This window comes from Virgibacillus sp. LDC1 (assembly GCF_025792345.1).
GTDB lineage: Bacteria > Bacillota > Bacilli > Paenibacillales > Paenibacillaceae > Paenibacillus_AQ > Paenibacillus_AQ lautus.
The window spans coordinates 1,905,717-1,924,604 of sequence record NZ_JAOXLZ010000001.1; the positions used below are offsets into that span (position 1 = coordinate 1,905,717).

14 protein-coding genes are annotated in these 18,888 nt (G+C 50.4%); 1 reads left to right on the forward strand and 13 read right to left on the reverse strand.

The features are described 5' to 3' along the window. Positions 1-26 precede the first annotated feature (26 nt). The 3 genes from OHJ21_RS08590 to OHJ21_RS08600 all read right to left on the reverse strand — a co-directional run bounded on the left by OHJ21_RS08590 (position 27) and on the right by OHJ21_RS08600 (position 4,028). Complete coding sequence (locus OHJ21_RS08590; RefSeq protein ID WP_486019824.1) at positions 27-1,547, reverse strand: glycoside hydrolase family 43 protein; 1,521 nt, start codon at positions 1,545-1,547, stop codon at positions 27-29. Between the two features lie 45 nt (positions 1,548-1,592). Then, entirely contained in the window at positions 1,593-2,633 is a 1,041-nt protein-coding gene (locus OHJ21_RS08595; RefSeq protein WP_100537271.1) for an endo-1,4-beta-xylanase, read from the reverse strand. Positions 2,634-2,732: 99 nt separating this feature from the next. Beyond that, positions 2,733-4,028 carry an endo-1,4-beta-xylanase gene (locus OHJ21_RS08600; RefSeq protein ID WP_486019825.1) on the reverse strand — a complete coding sequence of 432 codons (1,296 nt, stop codon included), beginning with the start codon at positions 4,026-4,028 and terminating at the stop codon, positions 2,733-2,735. Positions 4,029-4,341: 313 nt separating this feature from the next. Between OHJ21_RS08600 and OHJ21_RS08605 the strand changes: the two genes are divergently transcribed. Further along, a complete protein-coding gene (locus OHJ21_RS08605; protein WP_486019826.1) occupies positions 4,342-5,115 on the forward strand; it encodes a helix-turn-helix domain-containing protein in 774 nt (257 codons plus the stop codon). A 104-nt stretch (positions 5,116-5,219) separates the two neighbouring features. Here OHJ21_RS08605 and OHJ21_RS08610 read toward each other — a convergent pair whose 3' ends face one another. From OHJ21_RS08610 to OHJ21_RS08655, 10 genes are all read right to left on the reverse strand, one after another. Continuing rightward, the gene (locus tag OHJ21_RS08610; RefSeq protein WP_486021015.1) at positions 5,220-6,638 is read right to left on the reverse strand and encodes a glycoside hydrolase family 43 protein; all 1,419 of its coding nucleotides are present in this window, start codon (positions 6,636-6,638) and stop codon (positions 5,220-5,222) included. A gap of 9 nt (positions 6,639-6,647) precedes the next feature. Then, on the reverse strand, positions 6,648-6,884 hold the full coding sequence (locus OHJ21_RS08615) for a hypothetical protein (RefSeq protein WP_486019827.1): 237 nt from the start codon (positions 6,882-6,884) through the stop codon (positions 6,648-6,650). 156 nt (positions 6,885-7,040) lie between these two features. Continuing rightward, entirely contained in the window at positions 7,041-8,663 is a 1,623-nt protein-coding gene (locus tag OHJ21_RS08620; protein ID WP_486019828.1) for a response regulator transcription factor, read from the reverse strand. Continuing rightward, positions 8,656-10,407: a sensor histidine kinase gene (locus tag OHJ21_RS08625; protein WP_326118730.1), complete on the reverse strand. Its 1,752-nt coding sequence runs from the start codon at positions 10,405-10,407 to the stop codon at positions 8,656-8,658. Before OHJ21_RS08625 ends, OHJ21_RS08620 begins: the two co-directional genes overlap by 8 nt. 87 nt (positions 10,408-10,494) lie before the next feature. Continuing rightward, positions 10,495-12,147, reverse strand: a complete 1,653-nt coding sequence (locus tag OHJ21_RS08630; RefSeq protein WP_411829514.1) for an extracellular solute-binding protein — start codon at positions 12,145-12,147, stop codon at positions 10,495-10,497. 196 nt (positions 12,148-12,343) lie between these two features. Continuing rightward, the gene (locus tag OHJ21_RS08635) at positions 12,344-13,288 is read right to left on the reverse strand and encodes a carbohydrate ABC transporter permease (RefSeq protein WP_326113598.1); all 945 of its coding nucleotides are present in this window, start codon (positions 13,286-13,288) and stop codon (positions 12,344-12,346) included. 15 nt (positions 13,289-13,303) lie between these two features. Next, positions 13,304-14,221, reverse strand: a complete 918-nt coding sequence (locus tag OHJ21_RS08640; RefSeq protein WP_486019829.1) for a carbohydrate ABC transporter permease — start codon at positions 14,219-14,221, stop codon at positions 13,304-13,306. Further along, the gene (locus OHJ21_RS08645; RefSeq protein WP_486019830.1) at positions 14,218-16,776 is read right to left on the reverse strand and encodes a DUF5696 domain-containing protein; all 2,559 of its coding nucleotides are present in this window, start codon (positions 16,774-16,776) and stop codon (positions 14,218-14,220) included. The genes OHJ21_RS08640 and OHJ21_RS08645 overlap by 4 nt, the downstream gene beginning before the upstream one ends. A 12-nt stretch (positions 16,777-16,788) precedes the next feature. Next, positions 16,789-17,415, reverse strand: coding sequence for a Yip1 family protein (locus OHJ21_RS08650; protein ID WP_096773856.1), 627 nt, complete (start codon positions 17,413-17,415; stop codon positions 16,789-16,791). Then, positions 17,412-18,872: a hypothetical protein gene (locus OHJ21_RS08655; RefSeq protein ID WP_100537280.1), complete on the reverse strand. Its 1,461-nt coding sequence runs from the start codon at positions 18,870-18,872 to the stop codon at positions 17,412-17,414. Before OHJ21_RS08655 ends, OHJ21_RS08650 begins: the two co-directional genes overlap by 4 nt. Positions 18,873-18,888: the final 16 nt, after the last annotated feature.

An 18,888-nucleotide genomic window follows, 5' to 3' on the forward strand; every position in this document is an offset into this window, starting at 1 on the left:
GGCTCCTCTTATTTTGGTTACTTTGCTTATCGCTCGGCTTTTTCGTAGCGGAAATAATCGAAGTCGGCATGACCGCCGATGTGCCCGGTCGCATAATAATAAAGCCCGATGCGGTAACCCATAAAGTGATCCAACGTAAAGCGCATGCTCAGCTCCCCTCCGATCGGAATCCATTCCGCCCCGTCGACGGAATACTGAAAGAAAGCCACATCTTTGCTGTCCTCAAAATCAAAATCAATTTTCAAGTGCACATCCCTGCCGCGATAAAGAACCCTTTCCAGCTCTATTTCTTCGCCATTCCCGCCGTTCACGCTCATCACTATGAACTTGTCGCCGCTCTCCACAATTTTGACTGCGATGGTGCCGAAATGGCTTTGCAGCGCAACAAGCCCCGCTTGATCGCCGGGCTTCATCCCCCCCGTGTCCAATAAGACACTTCCCGAGCATGTTGGCCCTTCCGTACGCTGCGTCAGCGTATTCCGCGCTTGAAGCACACTCGATGCCAGGCTCCCCGTTGTCAATCTTAGGAAACCGGGGCGTTCGGTCACCGACCATAGCCGATGATCCGGGTTGTGGTTCCACTGCCAATTCAGCGCCAGTTTATTCGATTCGTATTCGAATTCATCGCTGATTACGAGCGGCTTCGCAGCAGCTTGCGGCAAGTCGACTTCAAACCGTTCCGGCACCTTGCCTTCCCTGCCGAACACCGGCCAATCCTCTTCCCAGACTACCGGCACCAAGCACGGGATTCTGCCGACGGCATCATGATCCTGGAACAGCATCGCGTACCACTTGCCATCCGGCGTATCAAACATCCCGCCTTGTGCGATTCCCTTGTTATGGTAGCCGAGATCATCATCCAATACGATTCTTCGTTCATAAGGGCCGAGCAGTTCCCGTGACCGGTAACAGATTTGTCTGCGCCGGCCGTTGCCGAAACCTGCTTTCGGCCATTCAATGAACAGTAAATAATAATAACCATTGATTCGATAGGCATGGCAGCCTTCGCAGCGCAGTCCGATGCCCTCCACTTCCGTTTGGAACAGCAGCTGGTGAATTCCGTTCGGCTTAAGGGCCTCTGCATCCTCAGTCAACTCGGTGATGTAAATATCCCCGTTGCCGTAGATCACGAACACCCGGTCATCATCGAATAGCAGGCCCGGATCATGCCGCAGTCCATCGATGACGGATCGCTGCCACGGCCCCTGAATGACGTCATCCGTGCGGTACACATAAAACCGTCCGGTATCGTTGCTGGAGAAGCAGACATAGAATTTCCCCTGATGATGGCGAAGGCTGGCCGCCCAAGAGCCTTGCCCGTATATATTCTTGCCGCCTTCCAAACGATGGGCCTCGTTGTCTTCGAGCGTATCGTATACGTAACCAACGATTTCCCAATGCATCAGATCCTCGGAACTCATGATCGGGCAGCCCGGCATGGAATGCATGCTCGTACTGACCATATAATAGGCGTTCCCTACGCGAATGGCATCCACATCCGGCACGTCCGCCCACATGATCGGATTCGTGATCTGCGTCTTGTTCATCTGATGATTTCTCCTTTCAACCCATGGCGACTGCCGAAATACGACTTACGATCGTACATCTTGGAATGTTGTTTCGGGATTGGCTTCCTTCAACAGGTTCCAATAGGATTCCTTCGGAAGATGGTTCTCGTCGAACACGAACGGCCAATTTTTACGGCCCCTTACCGGAAAATGATCCAGCCAGGTATAATCGTCCGCCGCGCCCCAGAAGGTTACGGAAGCGATGCTGCCGCTGTACTCTTTAAGCAGCCGGAACAATTGTCCGTAACGCTCCGCCTGGCGTTCAAGCATTTCTTCCGTCGGCGCCGCCAGATCGGTCCGCTTATCCTCATGCGCGAAAACGGATACGTCAAGCTCCGTTATATGCAGCATCAGGCCAAGGCTGGCATATCTTTCGATGGCCCTGCGGATATCGTCAAGCGATGGAAACTCCAGATTCCAATGAGCTTGAAGTCCGACGCCGTGAATCGGCACATCCTGCTCCTTTAATGATTTAAGGAGCGCGTAAATCTTCTCCCGCTTCTCGGGTACGGATTCGTTGTAATCGTTATAAAACAGCAGCGCTTGCGGATCTGCCTCGTGCGCGTATTCAAATGCCTTGGCGATAAAATCCTCCCCGATCGAAGCAAGCCACGGGGAGGAACGAAGAAGTTCGCTTCCGCTGTCGGCAATGGCTTCGTTCACGACATCCCAGGCATAAATATCTCCGCGATAACGGCCAACCACCTCATGGATGTGCGCTTTCATCCGCGCAAGTACCAGCTCGCGGCCGGCTTTCCCTCCGGAGCTGTTTTGAAATACCCATTCCGGCGTCTGATTATGCCATACGAGGGTATGCCCTCTCACCGCCATTCCGTTCGATTTGGCAAACGATACGATCTGGTCGGCTTGATCGAATGTATATACCTCTTCCGATGGGTGCAATCGCTCGAATTTCATTTCATTTTCCGCGGTAACGCTGTTGAAATGGTGCGCCAACAATTCCTTTTGGGTCACCATCGTGATCGGATTCACGGCAGCACCGATCTTAAAGCTATTTCCATAGGCTTCATGAAGGCTGGGCAGCCTCTTCACATTTATTCTCATAACTCGGCTTTCTCCTTATCAACGTTTTTTTCAGTAAGCAGCATTGAGCTTTGGGTTTATCCATAACCGTCCGCCAGGCTCTGGGAAGACGTCCATTTATCACTCATTCCTCGCCGCCTCAACAACGGCCCAGAACGCCGGTTTGGGCTGATGTTGTTGATCGAACAGCAAAGGCGCATTTGTGCGTGCGACCGGAAAACCATGAAGCCAGGTATGATCATCGGCGATGCCCCAAAAGACGACACCGCTAAGGATGTCCTTGTTTTGGCGGAATGCCTTAAACAACTCGCCATATCGTTCGGCTTGCAGGTTTAGGATTTCTTGCGGGAGATCTTGGCCGTAATCGCTGCGGTCGTTCCAGGCATAAATGCTCATGTCGAGCTCGGTGACGAGATTGTCGAGGCCAAGCTCCGCGAATTTTCGCATCGACGTGATGATGGAATCCACCGATGGACCATAGATGTCAATATGCGTCTGATGTCCGACACCGTCGATCGGAACACCTTGCTCCAGCAAATCTTTCACAAGCTGAAACAAACGGTCCCTTTTTACAGGGTTATCCGTACCGTAATCGTTAATATAAAGCTTCGCTTCGGGTCCTCCGGCTTCCCGAGCCGCTCGAAATGCCGTTGCGATGTAATCGGTGCCGGCAATTTTATACCATTCGCTCGCGCGCATCCCGTCCGGATCCCCGGGTTCAATGACTTCATTCACCACGTCCCAAGACGTAATCTCGTCCTTATATCGGCCGACGATCGTCCTTACGTGGGTATCCAGGCGTACCAGCAGCAATTTTTTGTTCGCTTCCCGTCGCTTGGGGTCTGTCTCATCCACCATCGGTTTGCCTTCCGCATCTTGAAAAAACCACTCGCCAACTTGGGTATGCCAGACCAGCGTATGGAAACGGACTTGCATGTTGTTCTCCTTGGTAAATTCCACGATTCGGTCGGCATTCGTCCATATAAACTGGCCTTCCGATGGCTGGATCGCATCCGGCTTCATGACGTTCTCCGCCACCAGCCAGTTGACATGCTTCTTCAGCAGCTCCGATGATGGGCCGTTGGTCTGATTCGGTTCGATCGCGGCGCCGATCGGAAAATCCTCCTTGTAGAGTTCATGAAGCGAGGGAATATCCCGCCGTACAGACGGTTGTACCTGCGGTTCAGTAGATGCGGGTTTGTTCGTACTGGCTGGCGATTCGGCACTCGTATTCCCGTTCAACGCTTCGGAATCCCCCCTTATCTCCGCTACTCCTTCCTCCAGTGTCCCAGGTGCCAGACTTTCAGCGGCCTGCTTGTCGCGGCTGTCCATATAGGACACGATTAAGAGGAGAACAACAGACGCTGTCACCGCAGCTGCCGCTGCCGTTACCGCCCATCGGCCGCGTTTAGGCATACGATGCAAAGCATTACCTCCTTTCCGCTTCGAGCAAGGAAACATGGATCCGGTACGGAACCCAGCCCGAAATGTCATAACTCCATATTAGCGCTTACATTTTTTTGCAACAACCTGCCAAATTGGGGTCCTTCACCCGTCCAATCTCAGGTTGTCAAAATTTCTTACGCGTTCACATACCGGTTATATTCAGTAAGAAGTAAATATCGGTTAGAAATATAAAGATTGGCACATTGTGATCCAGCCTTCCGTTCACCATAATGTTATCAAACCGTATGTAAGCGTTATTACAAAGAAGTTAGGGGGAAGCATTGTGCATGATATTCTGCTTGTTGATCTGGAAACTCATGATGTAGAAACACCGGGAAGCCCGCCGGATTGGAATGATTTGAGATGCTTGCGGTGCCGCTGCGTCAGGTCCTCCTCATCCGCTATGCAATTCGTTGCCTTGGAGCCTTACACGGTAGTAATTATCCATGCGTTCGGTTCAGATTCCGCAGGCATGGAGTTATGCGAACAAATCCGGTGCGTAAGCCGAGTCCCTATCATTGTTGCCGGAGGCAGCACGGACTTTTATTGGACCCGGAAAGCCTTGCAGCTGGAAGTCAACGATTATTTGCCAGCACCTTTCACGATCGAAGAGCTCAGCTCCAGCTTGCAGATGATCACGCCGGCAACCGATTCCGGTGACGGGAATCCGTGTCTTAGAGTGTCCCATGTCCATGCGGAAAAGGAGGATCAGGTCATTCAAGAGGTCAAGGAATACTTGGAAGATTCGAAGTATCAAAACGTCACCTTGAAAGAAATTGCCGAGCGGATGCATTTCAACTACTCCTATTTAGTCCAAAAATTCAAGTTCCACGAGAAGATGACCTTTAACGAATATCTGTTGCAGCAGAGGATGGAGAAAGCGAAATTCTTGCTGGTGCACACCGACATGAAGATATACGAAATCGCTGACATGGTGGGTTATAACGATATGGACTGGTTCTATAAAAAATTCAAGTCCTATGCCAGCGTAAGCGCTAACATGTATAGAAAAATGCATGGATCGCAGACAGTTCAGATCGCCTCTGGCCAGCATTAACTTGTACGTACATTATAACCTCGAAACCTAAAAGAGGCGCTGTTTTTTCGGGAGCGCCTTTTTAGATTGCAATCATGTTATTAACGAACAGGCAATATCAGCAATCAATGATGAAATTTCCATGCTTCGAAATCAAATAGCCTCTGATCCCGCTGACCGGTAAATATGAAGTAAAGATGATGGATGCCGGACGCGCCCGAAACCTCTATGGAGAATTCCCTTCGCTGTTCCGTACCGGATGAAGGCGGTACGTCCACCGTGCCGATTCGTTCTCCATCCGGACGATCCAGCCGAAGCTCCAGCTGCCCTCCCGCATCTATACCCGAGACCCAAGCCGTAAACACAGATGCTCCTTTCCCGAAATCAGCATTGGCCACTGCGATCCAATCCTTGTCATGGATGTCCGTGACCGTCAGTATCGGGCCGCCCTGCGAGTCCTCAGCAGCCGTAGACGTATTGACTTGAATTCCGGCATTCCATGCCATCGTTACCGCCTCCGTTCGTTGGAAAGGATTGAGCGGCTGGATCCCTTTCACGCCTTCCATGTCAGCTTCAATCTCCCTGATGGTACCGTCCGGCTCGATATAAACCCGGTTCAGATGGGTGGAGCGATAGCCTTTGGGAACCCCCATGGACTTCGACAGCGTTTGGGCGTGATAGGCAATATACCAGTTTTGTCGGAGCTGAAAGATGACGTGATGATTATTCCCTCCGACCCCGAAGAAATGCCCTGGATTTTTCAATATAGTCCCTTGATACGTCCAGGGTCCCATCGGATGCTCGCTGACCATATAAGCGATCTCGCCTGGAGGAGGACTGTTCTCCGGCCGCGTTCCTCCGGAGAAATTGGAACAGTACGTATAGTAATACCTTCCACCAAACTTGTTGATTCCTGAATCCTCGAACATATAAGGAGCTGGAATCGTGACGGCTTCTCCAAGCACGCTGACCATATCTTCGCCAAGCTGCATGACGCGAGCCGTATCCGGCATTTCGGCTTTGCCTTCCGGAATGCCGCCGCCAAAGTAAATATAGGCTTTCCCGTCATCGTCGACGAGCACGGCGGGATCAAACAACCACGTGACTCCTTCCACGCCTGGCGTGTTTCTTGTGATCAGCGGCTTTCCTATAGGATCTATCCACGGGCCAACGGGGCTGTCGCTCGTGAGTACACCGATGCCGCTGGCATTGTTGGCAAAATAGAGGAAGAATCGATCTTCCCCGTGAATCACCTTGTGCGCGGCCGCTGGTGCCCATGATTGCGTTGCCCATGCGGTAGCGCCGGTCGGTCCTGCAACCTGGATTGCGCCGTGATCGGTCCAGTTGACCAAATCCGAAGAAGAGATGACGGACAGCTTGTTGATCGTGCTGTAGCTGTTGTCCTTGACGTTCCCGTCACCGTCATACTCTAGTGCGTCGTACGTGTTATATAAATAAACGCGTCCGTCTACTGCCAGCGCATAGGGATCCGCGCCGAATTTATGCGAGACGACCGGATTCCCATTTGGAGGAATCTTGCCGATCGCGACCGCCTACGGCTCGCTGCGGGTGCTGTCCGCATTCCGAATCGTATCCATGCTGCTGCCCTGGTCCATCATTTCAGTTCCCGCCTTGCCTGCTTTGATTTCATCACCCATCTTGTCACTCAACTCCTGGTTTAACAGTTTTGGATCGTCTTGGCCACGATTCGCAAGGTTTGCAAAGACAAACATTATGCAAACGAACGCGAATACGGTAGATATGACCAGTAACGGCTTTACGGGCTTCATCCCTGAACACGCCCTCCTCCATCGTTACTAGGCGACCTGTCATTCCCATTACGGGTCGACATTCCGGAAGTGGTCGTAAAAAGTGTACCGCTTGCTAAGCAAGGCAACAACCCGACATTCCATCTGAAAACACCGGACTAATGGTAGGTGGCCGGCCTAATTCACGAGATTGTCCCGGTACTCCTGCGGCGTTAACCCCGTCGCCTTTTTGAAGAAGCGGGTGAAGGAATGGGCTGCATCGTATCCGACAAGAGGAGCCACGTCCCTTACCTTCAAATCCCCTTCCTTAAGCAGCTCCTTGGCTCTTCGGATTCGGCATTTTTCGATATATTCGGAGATGTTGATTCCCCGTTCTTGCTTAAACAAGCGCGATAGATAGGACGGATTGAAATAATATCGTTCGGCAAGATGCACAAGGGTCACGTCCTGATCCAAATGCTCCTCGATATATTGACATACCCGATCAATGACATGCGCCGTTTTGCCTCGTTCATCCATTCGTTTGAAAGCGAAGATGTCTTCGGCCGTTCGCCTCAAATACCGAAAAGCTTCCTTCATGGAATCATGGCCTTCCAAGTCCAGCAGCTTTCCCCGTTCACCGGTAGGATCCTGAAGACCTAGCCGGGTCAGCTTCGCATACAGCACCAGCGCAATAGAATAATAAGCTTGGGCAGCGTGCTGATGAAGATCGTCTACGTTCAGCACGAATTCCGACAACTGCTCCAATTCACACATGAATTCATTTTCCCTTCCGGCCTCCAAATGTGCTTCCAAGATGTCCGCCTTATGACTCGCCTCCACTCCTTCCTTGCAGTACGGCGATTTGTCAGAGTCGGTTTGATCCTTCAGAATCATCGGAATTCCGTCGCCCATCTTTAGCTGCTGCAGCCTTCGCAGCCGTTCATACTGTGGTGTCACATCCTCCCACCGGCACGGGAAGCCGCTTATGGTGAATGATACGGTAAGTTCAAGAGAATCAAGGCAGGCTTCCTGGATGAGTTCAAGCGTACCCTCCAAATAAAGAACCAGACGATCCCCGGTTGGGTTCTCGGACCGCGGCTGGAGCAACCATAATAAATCCCCGTGTTTGTCCACGACGCCGATGCTGCGGACATGCTCCTCCATAAAAGAATTCCATATCCATCTTACCGATCGATGGCCATTTTTCTTTTCTGTATATGCTTTGCCTGCTGAATACGCTACGCGGCCAAGAGCTAACAGTACAGGAAGTTTAGGATCCAGCCCAATGTTCAAGGTTTGGAAATCGTCAATCATCGCTTCGTTATCCGCTCCAAGCAAGCTGCTGTCCGCTACGAATTGCCGGAAGTACTCCCCCTGCTCCATCCACTCCAGCGCTTCGATCTGCATGCGAGATTGCTTGAGCCATTCTTTCATGCGGTTGCCGCTCTCGATTTCATGGATAACTTCCTTCACGACCTCCATGACCTTATCGAAACCTTCCGTCTTCAACAAATAGCGAATATTGGGCATCTGGATCGCTTGATAAGCGTAATCGAAATTACTGTACCCGGTCAGAAAGATAATTCTGCACCTTGGCCAAAGAGCGCGAATGCTCTCCGTCAATTCCAATCCGCTCATGCCCGGCATGCGTATGTCCGTCAGAACGATGTCGATTCTCGTGCGCGACATCCAATTCAGCGCTTCCTTGCCGGAGTAGGCCCGGCAAACATCAAGCTTTTCGGGCATCCATTGATGAAATACTTCGAACAAACTGTTCGTAATAATCTCTTCATCGTCGACGACCAACAGTCTATACATGTCCATTCCCCTCCGTCAGCCTGATTCGAATCTGGACTCGCAATCCATTCAATGGACTTCTTGAAAAAACTAATCCGCTGCTTTCCCCGTACGTTAAGGCAATTCGCCGATGGATGTTGATAAGGCCGGTCACTTCAGGGGATTCAGCGGATTCGGATGTCCGTTCAAGCCGCCTGTTTAGCGCTTCGATTTCGTTATTCGTCAACCCGCTCCCATTTTCTTCAATGACGATGGAGGCTTCGTCATTATCCAAATGAAACGCTACATGCAGCAAACCTTCATCCTGCATTTTTTCGAGACTGTGCTCATAGGCGTTTTCGATAATAGGCTGAATGATCAATCGCGGCACCTTGATGGTCTCCATATCCTTCGGCAGCTCCCCGAATTGAACGCGGATCCGCCTTGAGAATCTGAGCTTTTGAATCTCGGTATAAATGCGGGAATGCCTCGTCTCTTCCAGCAATGGAACGTTGTCCGCATCATTGCGGGTAATGAATCGAAAATATTCTCCAAGCATGTTCGTGAACAACTCGATTTGCGCGACATCCCCCGTTTTGGCCAGGGAGCTCAAGATGAAGAAGCTATTATATAAAAAGTGGGGATTGATCTGGGATTGGAGCTGTTTCAGCTCCGCCCTTTGCATCATGAGCTTATGCCTGAAATCCTGATCAATCAAATGCTGCAGCTTGATAAGCATATGATTGAATCGATCGTATAAATAGCCGAACTCATCCCTTTGTCCGTGCCTGATCCGGATATTAAACATGCCATCTTCCATTTTCCTGAAGCTTTGGACAAGCAGGAGCAGCGGTTTATGAACCAGCTTGTATGTCGATACGGCATAGATGGCGATGGCTAAGAGCGTCGTGCCTGCAAACAGCCAGGCCCAGACATAAAATTTACTTAGCGGCCGCTTCACCACCTTGGTAGGCAAGTAGGTGAACACGGATAATTTCAGCTTGTCGGAATACGCCTTATCAATCAGATACCTGCCTGTACCGATCGTTATCAGTTGGCGATTCGCATTTTGGATGGCCTGCACGGCCCCTCCCATTAAACGATCCGCCTCCTCATGGCTGGCCAGAGCAAATCCGGACGGCTCGGAGACGATAAAAGCCCCGCTTTCCGGATATACGCTGATTTGCATCAAGGATTCCCTGAGTTTGCTCGGATCCAGTTCGATCTGAACGATCAGGAACGGCTCTTCCCCTTTTCTAGCTCCGTATTTAGCCGCTACAAGATGGAGCGTATCGTCGATCTGCAAGAGTCTCGCATTGCCGCGCGCCTTTCCTGCTTGGACATTGTTATACCGTCTCGAGTCGAATGGGTTCATCCCGGTCATGGCTGAAATCGTTTTATCCATGCCGCGGATATGAACGAATACATCTTTTATGTAGACACTGCTGTTTTTGATGGAGACCAGTCGAGGCAGCAAATAATGGAGGCTTGCTTTTCTATCGACCGTGCTCATCATCTCCCATGTCAGCGCCATTTTGTTGAGTTCCCCGTCCTGCAAAATATCGTATTGCTGAATTTCCAACCATTCGATTTCCCGGTTCAACCCGTCCAGGTAAGCCGAAAGCTGCGCTTGCGAATTTTTGGATATTTCCTGGCTAGCGTATTGGTAACTCCAGTTATACAGATAAACACCGAGAATGATAAGCGGAAGAATAACGAATAGATAGGTAGCAACCAATCGAATAAAGATGGTATTACGAATGGAATTCACGGGTAACTTAAGCAATTAAACTCCTCCGATGCGTGTGAATATACTTGATGATTATCCGCCTGATGGCCTTTGAAGCCAATCATGCTTGCGGGGCTCATGGTTCTATGGACGGCCTTTCTTTTCCTCATGCCATTGATTCACTTCGGCCGTAATATCCGCGCCGCCAAGCCGATACCATTCCTCGACAAACCGGTCGAATTGGTCAACGGGTTCGCCGAGGATGATATTAACGAAGTAATCATGCTGAAGATTGTCCAGAATGTTTCTTCTTTCGATCATGGTTTCGGTCGGAGCGCCGGCAAATGCATCGAATAACAACTGATCGTTTTTCTCGTATTGGTCCAGGATACTCATCGCACCGGATGACCCGTAGATTTTTTCCCATCCCCAGTCGGATTCGCTGTCTTCTTTCTTATCCATATACCGATCGATTCGGTCTTGAATGAATCCGGACTCACCTTGTAACTGTGACGTCGAGCCTTGTCGACGCGCTTCGGCGATTTGCCGGTAGGCTTCGAGGTTTTTATCAGCAGGGAAAGGAGTCACGGGAGATAGACCCCACACGGGCGAGGAATCGTTGTAGTAAGTCCCGTACTCGGCCGTTTTGCCCCAATTTTTTTCAAGATGCAAATTGAACAATTTCAGAATCGCTTCCGGGTGAGCAAAATCCTTTCTTACGGCGTAAAAAGAACTTGTGGTAAATTTAAGCGGAACCTTTGGCGCCTTGCCGGAGTCAGTAACAATGGGAAAAGCCTGCCACTCTGCATCCGAATCGCCGCTTCGGCTGGATTGAAACAAGAACGCTCCCCATTGCTCTCCATAGGCCATTCCGATCTTCCCATCGGCTATGAGCTGTTTGGCTTTGCTTCCGTTTTTAAAAATGAATTCACTCTCGATTTCATGGTTGCGATACATATCCTGAAGCGCTTTGAGTGCCTGTTTCACTTCGGGCTGAATGCCTCCGTATACGAGTTTGCCGCTCTCGTCTTCAAGCCATATGTTCGGGTAAGCTCCATAACCGGCCATGAATCCGGTTAAACCCATGACGGGGTCCCACAAATATTGGGTAGCCGCTATTCCATAGGTGTCCTGTTGGCCATTTCCGTCGGGATCCTGTTCTGTAAACGCTTTCGAAATTACCAGGACATCATCCATCGTTTGCGGAGGCAACAGCTCCAATCGGTCCAGCCAATCCGTTCGAATCCACAGAAACATCGCCTTTTCGATAGAGGAATCGGTCTCTGGTATGCCCATCAGCTTGTCACCGATTATGCCGGATTCCAGGGTGCCGCTCCCTTCCTGACGATGAACTTGCCGAGTCAACGCTGAAGCATATTCCTCATAAGCCTGCGTCAGATCCTGGATCAGACCGGCATGACTTAATTGCCTGAGCTGCTGGGCATTGACCTTGACGATATCCGGAATGTCCCCTGAAGCCAGCATAATATCCAGCTTTTTGTGGTATTGTTCGCTTCTCACAGCCCATTTGTATTTGATTTGAATGCCAAGAACTTGTTCGTACAACTGACTCCAGCGATTGTCCTCCAGCGTTTCATCAGGCAATGCCTTCAGAATATCTTCCAAGCCGTCGCCGATTTCTCTAACAAGCGTGACTTCGATCGGCGGATGATAAGCGCTTAATGACTTATCGTTGTATACGCCCTCCCCGCGTGTTTCCGGCCCCCGATTGTGGTCGATACCGCTGCTTTGGTGACAAGACGCCAGTGTTGAACCAAACAGTAAAGCGCTTAGCATGACCTTGGATAAGTTCTTTACGATGATCAGCAACAGATAACACCCTTTCCTATCGATTAATTGTATTATTATACTTTAAAGGACCCGGCCCACAATAAACATTTTTTTACTTTCTATCCCGTTATTTACTTGTTGCTGCATGCAAGCAAAAACCGCCATCCCCTAGATTCGGGGTGGCGGTTTTCATCTTGAAATGTTAGCCTACGATACCGGTACGCTCGATACTTTCCACGAAGTATCGCTGGACGAACAAATAAATGACGATCAACGGAAGGATGGCCAGCAAGATGCCGGTATCCTGCACCATACTCAAATAAAAAGGGTCTGCCTTCGACGGATCGCCGCCCAGCATGACGGACAGATTGTACGGCAGCGATGAAAGCTGGGTGGACATGACCTTGCTTGAAGTCAGATACGTCGTCGTGTAGAAGCTGTCGTTCCATTGCCAGACGAAGGAGAACAACGTCGTGGTAATGACGGCAGGAATCGCGTTCGGCATCATGATGCGGGTAAAGGTGGTTCCGACGCCCGCGCCGTCGATATAAGCGGCCTCTTCCACTTCTTTCGGAATGCCGCGGAAAAATTGTCGGAATATAAAAATGTACAAACCGGCTTTGAGGGAATTGGCCGTCAGCGAAGTCAGAATGAACGGCCAATAGCTGTTTAACAGATTGACGGATTTCCCGGTTATGAGCGGGATCAAGCCCATCAGCGTAAAATCTTTCAGATTCAAGTATATGGGAATGAGAATCGTGGTTGGGGGCACCAGTATCGTCAGGATAACGCAAGCGAACATAAATTGGCTGCCCTTGAACTTCAAACGGGCAAAGCCGTATCCCGCAAGCGCGCAAGAAGCGGCTGTCAAGACCGTCGTCGTCGCCGACAGCGCAAACGTGTTGAAGAGCGTTTCCCAGTAATCCATAATGCGGATGGCATCAAGGAAATTGCTCATCGTAAAATTTTCCGGAATCCATACGACGACCGGTGAATAAAGATCGGCCTTGTCTTTGACGGCCGTCGAGATTTTTTGCAGAATCGGATACAGAATGACAAAGGACAGGCCTGCGATCAATGTTAAACGTATGAAAGACCAGAGCCATCGTTTCCAATGTTCGAGCGATAGCAACCGAGATACCGGCATTGCATTCACCTTCTTCTATTCATGGTAAAAGACCTTTCTGGATACCAAATATGCGCTGATTAATAGGATGATAGTAATGGCTAAGAAATAAATCCAGGCCATCGCTGAGCTAAGGCCGAAATCGAACTGAACGAAGCCCGTGGTACGGATTAACTCTGTCAGCTCATTTCGGGAGAACGAGTCGATAATCGTATAAATCATATTGACCAGGATTAGCGGGCTAACCATCGGAAACGTGATTTTCCAGAAGGCTTCGTAACCCGTTGCCCCTTCCATCTTGGACGCTTCATACAGCTGGGGAGATATCGTCTGGATGCCAGCCAGGAATATGAGAATCTGTACGCCGGATTGGCTTACAATATCATAAATACGATCCACGGCTCCCGTTAAATAGTTTACGATGGTCTCGCTTACGCCGGCATGAAGCATTAATCGCTCGAGCTCAAAGCTTCCCAAAGCGTTGATCAGCCCTCCGGAACCGGCATTCTGATCATTGATCGCCTGAACGAGGCTGCTGCTTTCCAGGGTCAGTATGACCCCGGAAGCAAGAATGACAGGCAGGAAGAATATCGATCTGGCAAAGGAACGGCCAAGGAATTTCTGATTCAGGACAACAGCCAGAAAGAGGCTGAAAATAACGATCAGGGGCACGTTTACCACCATATTAACAATCGCTTCGGTCAGCATTCGATTAAAGCTGGTGTTGACCGTAAAGGCGGTCACATAATTTTTCATCCCCATTAGGGTAATGCCGATTCCTTCGGAATTCGCGGTTACAGTGCTAAAACTGTAGATCAGGGAAGTCAGCAAAGGGATCAGGAAGAAAAATATAAAGCCGAGAAGCCAAGGCATAACATAAGCAATGCCCCATAAAGCCTTCTGTTTCCCATAGCTCCTTTGCTTTCCCCCCAATCGCTGGGTTATGAATTTCACGGCGCTTCACCACCTGTCACATAGCTTTCGGCTTCAATGGTTAGATCGTCAATCGTCACCGGTACATGATTATAATTCACGATGACATAAACGCCGCTCTCATATATCGTCTTGAATACGCCGTCAGCCAATTCGTCATGTCCGATGATCCGATCATGGCGAACCTTTTTCAGAAAAGCATTCACTTCCTCATAGATACGGGCGGCTTCATCGATCCATATCTCGTAATTGGCGGAGAACAAGTCGTTATGCGCTGTGTCCTTTATGTTGTGATTCGGTTCATAGATCCATTGGAAGTACACGCTGGAACCGTACTCCAAACACTTCAATATATACGGTTTGGGATCGGTATACGCAGTCAGATTGTAGGGTGAGCCTGTGTAATCGATATAACCGCGGACGACCATTTGATAGAACGGGATTTCCGCGTCCTCGATTTTAAACCTGCTGCTTGCCATGGGCGCGTGGGTGATATCGGTTAAGAAAGGCAGCGCATAAGCATTTCCTCCGTCAGCCATGACCTGAAGATTGGCATCTTCAATCTTGTTCAGCGCATCCTGAGACAGCTGCTCGGACTCCGTTCGGTCAATTTGGCGGTGCTTGCGAAAATCGCTATCGAGCTCGGCGGCCAGATCACTCAGCGAAACGGCATTTGCGCCGTATTTGCCATAGTCCTTTAAGAAAGCTTCCGTGTAACTACCTATAAACCGCGGCGATATGACATAGGTCGGCGAACCGGTCCGATCCCGGCGATTCAATGCCGGATTGAATGAATAGAGCTCTGCGGGGACGCCTCGGAGCGTTCTGGCCGCCTCCTTCGTTTCGTTGAACCCGGAACCGGACAATGCGGTAAGGATGGCGACATCCGGATATAGCGTTACCCCATTCTCGTTTGCATAGGATAACAGACGCCGAAGTCCCTTCTCTCCCCCTACCTGCTGGTCAACGGAGACGCTGCCAGGTACCTCATGAGCCAGCCCCTTGTTGAACCAGCCGCTATATTTCAATTTGATGTCATGGATTCCACGCTGGCTCATGTCTGTCAGAATACTTTGCGCTTGTTCAAAGGTCGTGAGCGGCTCCAGCGCCCGATAGGGAATTCCTGCAAAATGCTTTTTCTTATAAATGCTGCCTACGAGCTCCAGATAGAACGGCATATTCTCCCTGTTCCACTCGGCAATTGCGGGAAGACCGCCATACTGCTCCAAATATTTCCTGTAATAGGCAGCAAGTCCTTGATAGGAAGCCGACTGCTTGCCCACGAAGGCATATCGGACCGTAAAATCGCTTCGCATCGGAGCTTCTTGAAATTTCGGAAGCGAGCGCTGCTGACCGTTCGCATCCAGGCTTAAGTCGCCTTTGTTGATCACCGTGAACGTCGGGTAAACGTAGTTATAGCTGTTCAGTCTGCCGCTAACGTCGGCATTGATTGTCGCGGCCGGAGCCCCTTCCTCGATGATGCCGATAAATGCCCCGGCTTGACGGATGATTCCGAACACCGGCAGCCTGATTTCCTGGCTGATTTCTGCCGTTTCGATGCGGCTCACGGTTCGGTCCGTTCCGTACACGTTCTGTTGGTAGGCTGGATACCGGGTCTTGCCGTTATTAAAATGGATCAGAGCCCCCGATCCGTCCGGAATGAAGATCGAGCCTTTTTCTTCCGTTCCCCCGGCACCGAAGAAACTCAGGAACGATATGGTGTTCACCGGATATTCAGCCGGGAAATCGATGCTGGAAACCGGGATCTTGGCGAGCAGACTGTCGCCGTCCAGCGTGTATTCAACCGAAGCATGAAATACCCGCGGTTCAGGCTTGGTCTGATCCAAATGGTTTTCCTCAATGTCGACCAGCAAATCTTCTTCGGTATACCCGGCATCCTCAAAGGCTTTAAGCGCCCGCTCCAGCTGAAGGCCTTTAAGCGCGCCGTCGGACCGGACATACATCCCCTGTTCCGCATCCTCGGTGTACGCGATTTTCAGCGTTCGCTGGCCCGTGCTGTCCAGCTTGCTTAACAGGTTCTGCTCGAAGCGCGAATTGCTGATCTTCTTGGGCATGTCGTCGATTGTTTTCTTGTCCGAGCCGAACCGGTAGTTTACGCGAACGCCATTTGCGATTTCCTCCATGCCGATTTGTTTATAAGCCACGCTATCGGCGTGCGAATTGACGGAGTTTATTTGTCCGAAACTATTATAAAAATCAAGCTTCAACTGAGAGGACAACAAACTCTTGTTCACGCCTGCAGCCAGCGGATCCGACTCACGCCCGGGAGGATTGCTGTGCCAAACTTCCCTGCTCGCTTTATGCACGACGGCGATCGCCCCCGTCTGATCGTCCGCTAGCAGCTGCAGTTGATCGTTCTCGGCGATGCCTTTCATGCCTTGGACTCTTGGATTGGCGAACGACGCCTTAAGAGTTGAATCGGGTTTAAACGTTTCGGTGAGCCTGTTGACTTGATCGCCAGCTGCCTCATCGGGTCCTTTATCCGTGCATCCGGCCATGATCAGCGCTGTCAGTACACTGGCAGCAAGCAGCATATATCTAGCGAAATTGCCCATTTTTCCTCCTCCTTAAGTTCTCATGACGAATTCTTGATAGATGACGGATATAAAGGCCACGATCTGTTGGACCAAGCTGAAAAACAGCAAACTGATAAAAGCCATGAACCCCATGGCGACCAGGGTCAGCATCATAATTCCGATCGTTTTGGACGGGGAAAACTGATGTACGGTCATATTGCCGATAAACAGCAGATATACGAACCAAAGAACCGCAACGGAGTTGGAAAAATAATAGAAGGCGGTCTCTTGCAGCGAAACGAGATTGCTGAGCCAAATCCATGGAAATTGAATGATCACGAGCGGCAGAAGCGCAAAGCAGGTCGACGTGAAAATTTCGACGAATTTGCCTTCTCCGTCCATCAAGGTCGTAAGCGACCAGTTGGCCACGCACCAGAACAATACCGGCACGATCACATACACGATTTCCATGAAGCTATTCATGGTCTCTGGATTGTACACATGGACTAGAAAACCGCTGTACTGGCTCCCCAAAATGTTCGTAACGGCCACCAGGAACAATACGCAAAATGAAATGATCAACGTGAATTTTCGGTTGCGATCGTATTTCAGGTCCCAATAGCCTTCAAAGGGATGAACCATGAGATTTAGGGGGAATCGAATCCAATCCCTGCTCATGCGGAAGCCCCCTTTCTTCGTTCCTTCGCTTTCCGAAGCCTTGCCGCAACAAAAATACCGATTCCGGCTAAGAACAGCACGGTCATGATCAACGGAAAATGCTCTCTCATGACTTCTTTTCGATATAGCAGGAATGCTTTGGAATAGTTTTTCTGATCCAAACTGCGTTTAAAATGCTTCATGGCGTCCTTATAATCGCCTTGACGAAGCAAGGCTTTACCGATCCCCGCATAGGCAAAATCCAGATTGGCATTCATGGCGATCGTTCGATTAAACAACGCAAAAGCGGTTTCTTCCTCGCCACGGTAATAGCTATTGACTGCTTCATTCAGCGTTCGCCCGTACTCGGTCGTTCGGAATACTGTGATTTCGCCCAGCGCTTTATCCAGCACAAGAAAATCCTCGCCGATTCGATCGATGGCGGCCGGCGTATGAAACTGGCCCAATTGGTTCCCCAGCCCGCCGAATACGTACATCAGATGACCGTCCCCGTTGTAAGTGAACACCCGCCCTCGCTTGCCATCGAGAACAGAGTAAATCTCGCTGTCTGTAACATCGATATCGATCAGCTTAGAAGGACCTTCGCTGCTGATGTAAAGAATGTCGCCCTGCGGGTCGGAATACCCTGTTCTTCGTAAAATATCGCTGCCTTGCGCGTTAAGCTTCTTAATGTTGTTCCCCCACTGGTCTCCGTTAGTGGCATAGATAAATCCTTCCGAGTCAATATCCAGATTCGTAAACTCCGTAGGCGTAAACATGACCATCTGGCTGCGCTGCGCTTTGGTCGACACCTGCTTCCAGAAATATTCGATCGGATCGATATAAACGCGATTCGCGCCAATGAAAGTAGTAAACGCCCCTTCGGCGTTGAATTCCATGAACCCGTCAAACACGCCGACAGCCATGACATAAATTCGCTGCGCATGGTCCATTACGACCCGCACGGGTTCGAATTTAAACGAATCTTGCAATAGTTCCGACTCCGGTGAATCGATGATCTTGACCAGCTGAAAATCCGCATCTAAGTGAACCACCCGCTTGTTACCCGTGTCCGCTACAAGCACATCGCCGTCATCCGTCACGAAAATCCCTTGCGGTTGAAGGAATGTATCCGGCTTGCCCTCTCTCGTGAAGGAATCCACGGTGGTTACCAGCTTTAGATCATGGTCCAGCACAACGATCCGATTGTTGCCTGAATCCAGTACGTATACGCGATTGTCGGCGGCGACGTGGAGATCACTCGGCTCTTGGAAAGCCCCCGTCCCCAGGTCCGAGCCGCTGATCCATTCGGTCGCTACATAAGCGGCCGGCGCTGCGACGGCATCGCCCCAATAGGAATAATTGTAGGAGTCCGCGGCGCTCTCGGCGCTTACGTTCCCCGTTCCTGCGCCAACCCCCAATAAGCAGCAGATCAAGATGAGGAGAGGCGTTTTCAGTTTGCGCAAGCTGTTGATCAATCTGGTCATGCCTCCT